The 3,411-nt window shown below is 54.8% G+C and carries 3 protein-coding genes; all 3 read right to left on the bottom strand.

The features are described from left to right. Nucleotides 1-356: 356 nt before the first annotated feature. The 3 genes from Q0650_RS00730 to Q0650_RS00720 all read right to left on the bottom strand — a co-directional run bounded on the left by Q0650_RS00730 (nucleotide 357) and on the right by Q0650_RS00720 (nucleotide 3,165). Nucleotides 357-1,007: a M23 family metallopeptidase gene (locus tag Q0650_RS00730; protein ID WP_298814754.1), complete on the bottom strand. Its 651-nt coding sequence runs from the start codon at nucleotides 1,005-1,007 to the stop codon at nucleotides 357-359. Between the two features lie 395 nt (nucleotides 1,008-1,402). After that, complete coding sequence (locus Q0650_RS00725; protein WP_298814751.1) at nucleotides 1,403-2,344, bottom strand: M23 family metallopeptidase; 942 nt, start codon at nucleotides 2,342-2,344, stop codon at nucleotides 1,403-1,405. Between the two features lie 245 nt (nucleotides 2,345-2,589). Then, nucleotides 2,590-3,165, bottom strand: coding sequence for a dihydrofolate reductase family protein (locus Q0650_RS00720; protein WP_298814748.1), 576 nt, complete (start codon nucleotides 3,163-3,165; stop codon nucleotides 2,590-2,592). Between the last annotated feature and the right edge of the window lie 246 nt (nucleotides 3,166-3,411).

The raw sequence follows: 3,411 nt of genomic DNA, 5'->3' as shown, positions 1-3,411 counted from the left end.
TCCATCCAACCGTCCATCCAACCGCGCTCGCGCCGGTCTTTCCCCGCCAGCGCAGCCCCCCCTCCGCCGCCAGCGCCGGTTTTGACCCTCGCTAAAAAAGTGACAACGCCCGTCATATCCCCGCCGGTACAGCCCATCCACCTCCGACGCAGGTTTTTTGGGCCTCTGTGAAAAAAGCGCCGCCGCCAATTATTCCCCCGCCGATGCTGCCCCTTCCCCATGCCATGCACCGATTGCAGTCTCCAGTGCGAAAATCAATAACGCCCGGTCGCCGGTTCGCTCGCCAGCGCAACCACGTACCGACGATATGTCAAACAGACTTCACGGGGAAAGCTAAGAGCGCCGGTGTTACCGGGCTAATTGTCAAGCGCGCCATAATTGAGCGGATTCTCATTCACCCACTTGCCGTCGCGCCACACCCACACCTGATAATCGAGGTGCGGCCCGCTGGACATGCCGGTTGAACCGATATAGCCGATCAGTTCACCGGCATTGACCCATTGCCCATCGCTGACAGCAAAACCGGCAAGATGGGCATAGCCAGTACGGTATTGATCGTTTGTCACCCAGATATGGTTGCCTCCTGGCCAGCTATCGCGCGTGATCGTCACTCGACCGGCATGAGTCGCGTAGACCGGCTGGTTCCAGGTCCCTTCCGGGTCGGCCCTGCCGTCACCATTGCCATCAAGCGCCAGATCAACCGCGCCCCACACGCTGGCCGGCGCATGCGTACCGACGCCGTAGCCCTGCGTTAAAACGGTATTGGGGGCGCGCAGCGGATTCCCGGCTGGCACCAACGCGGCATCGAGACCGCGACCCTGAGGTTCAGCGACACCTACCAGAGCGTTGACCGGCGCTGATGATTCCGGGGCTGCCAGCGCTTCACCCGCCGCGAGCGGACCACGCCAGCCGCTCAACACCCGCTGCTCAGTCCGGCTCAGGCTCAAAATGCCGGCTCCTGCCAGGATGACAATCGCGATGACAATGATCAATGACTGGATACGCATAAGGCTTTACCGAACAGCGACAAAGGTAATGCAGACAGCGTCAGATGTTCTACTCCAGATCGCGCAATATGCCGTAGTCTGTCAATAGGCCGGTTGACTCGCAGCGCAGTTAACCCGCCTGCCCCGCTGCCGCAGTGCCAAAACATTTCTTGAGCGCCGGCCAGACTGACGCTCAGCTAAAATTGATAGCTATCATCGCGCCAGCTTTGCCGGTCACACTTCTGGGAAGTATATCATGAATATGCGGTCTTCCTGTGTCGAACTACATTACAATGAGCTGCTACAACATCGACAGGCAGTCATTGTAAGGCCAATATCCGTTGAATTTTCCTTGAAAGAGGACATACCAAACGGCGAGGATTGTTACTAGCTAGATGGAAGCGATAGCAGGCGAATTACAGGATATTTTGAAAGGTTGCAACAATTCGTCCCGCAAGCAACAGAACTTCGCGAATGACAACGGCGTATGCAAAATACGTAAAGACCAGATTCAAAGAGCTGAATACAAGATCTGAGATTTTTGGTCTAACAAATGCTATGTTCTCTACTATTCCTGACGCGCAAGAATTGAGCTGACGCACCGTCTGGCCTCTTGCAATAAATCCTGACTCGACACATTCTTGCGCACCATTGACGGTACGCTCAACATGCTTAAACCTTATCGGTAAACTCACCGCCGTATAGAAATCGGCCCGATCCTGGAGTTGGAAGTGCAAATGCGGTTCTGAAGAATGGCCTGAATGGCCACATTCGCCTATTTTCTGGCCGGCGACAACGGTATCTCCCGGCTTGACGACAATGCTACCCGATCGAAGATGGGCGTAAAGCGTATATCGATCAGGAGCGTGTTTGATCACGACATAGTTTCCGCGCATATCGGGAGTCGTTATATCTATCCAACCCGTTCCTGCCCGGCGATAATCCCTTATGGCGTCTCGCACTTCATGCACAACTCCATCTGCTGCCGCGAGAACAGGCTTGCCAAAAGCAAAATAATGTTCTGGGTTGCCCGGACGCTGTTCATACGTTTTCCCAGAACTATCAGCTATGACGAAATCATAGGCATATCGTTGTCCCACTAAACCCCACGAATGAGATGTTTGTCGATGAACGCCACCATTAGCGACCAGCCAGGCGCCTTCAAATGGTAACGTGAAACTCATGGTATCTTCAAATGTTATCCGTCCGGTCAACCATCGCGCGATCGCGATCAATTGCCCGTGGATCTGGCGCAAAATCCCTGCTATGCCATAAGGATTAAAAATCATCCAGATAAGAATAGACGCGACATACTCAACGTATATCCTTATCACGGTGGTGACCGAAGGTGTTGCCATATTTCCCCTTCCCTGACAATGCGGCACAGACAAACGGCTGCGGCAACGCCATTCCCAACAGAGGGAGAAGAGATCAGGCCCCGGAGTCGCCGCCATGCAACGTAGCGCTATATCAATCGCCTGTCAAGAGGAATTTTTCGCGCATTCACCGAGATACCGCGCCAGCGTTGCCGGAAGTGTTCGATCAATTTGCCCCGTTCAAGCGCCGATGAACCAGGTCAATAAACCGCTTTGCAACAACGGGTCTACGGAACACTGGCCGCCTGCCGTTGAGGCACTTCGTAGCGCAACTCCGCGAACCCCGCGCCAACCTGCCGCGCCGCAATCAGACGGAACGGCGGATTTGTCACTCGGCGAGGAAAGAGCGGCTTCCCCTTGCCCAGAGTCACTGAACCTACGTGAACAATCACCTCATCGAGCAATCCGGCGTCATAGAACTGACCGGCCAGCTCGCCTCCACCCACAATCCAAATGTTCTTCGCTCCCGCCACCTTACTCATGTCGGCATGAACAGGCCGCACATCACCCTGAACGAAACGTATGTCTGCCCCGGCAATCGATGGCAACTCCCGGCGCGAGAAGACCCAGGTCGGACAGACATAGGGCCATGGAGATCCCGTTTCGGCAACGACATGGTCAGCGTGGCGTAGTATCCACTCATAGGTCACCGAACCCATTGCCAATGCGCCAACTTCGGCGATGAATGCCGGATAGCCTGTATCGGTCGTATCACCCAGAGAGAACAGCCAGTCCAACGAGTCATCTTCGGTAGCGATAAACCCATCAAGACTCGTCGCCACATAATATTGAGTCTTCGTCACAGCGAGCGCCTCATGTGTTATAAACGGCCACACTACGCGAGAAAAAGCCTTAGTTCATCGAGTAAAGACACACAGAGTTGCCCATTCGTCCTGACTTGAATGAGCTACAGCACAGAAAGTCTGATCAGGCGGGGAGCACAGCAGCCTCATCAGAGCAGACCTGCCGTGAACCGGAATCAATCCAACCGCAGGCACGCTCAACTACCACCTCACCCCTGCCCACAGATTACACAATTGTATCACCCG

This window comes from uncultured Chloroflexus sp., assembly GCF_937129525.1.
GTDB lineage: Bacteria > Chloroflexota > Chloroflexia > Chloroflexales > Chloroflexaceae > Chloroflexus.
The sequence above is the reverse complement of the archived record's forward strand: the minus strand, read 5'-3'. Positions and strand labels throughout refer to the sequence as shown.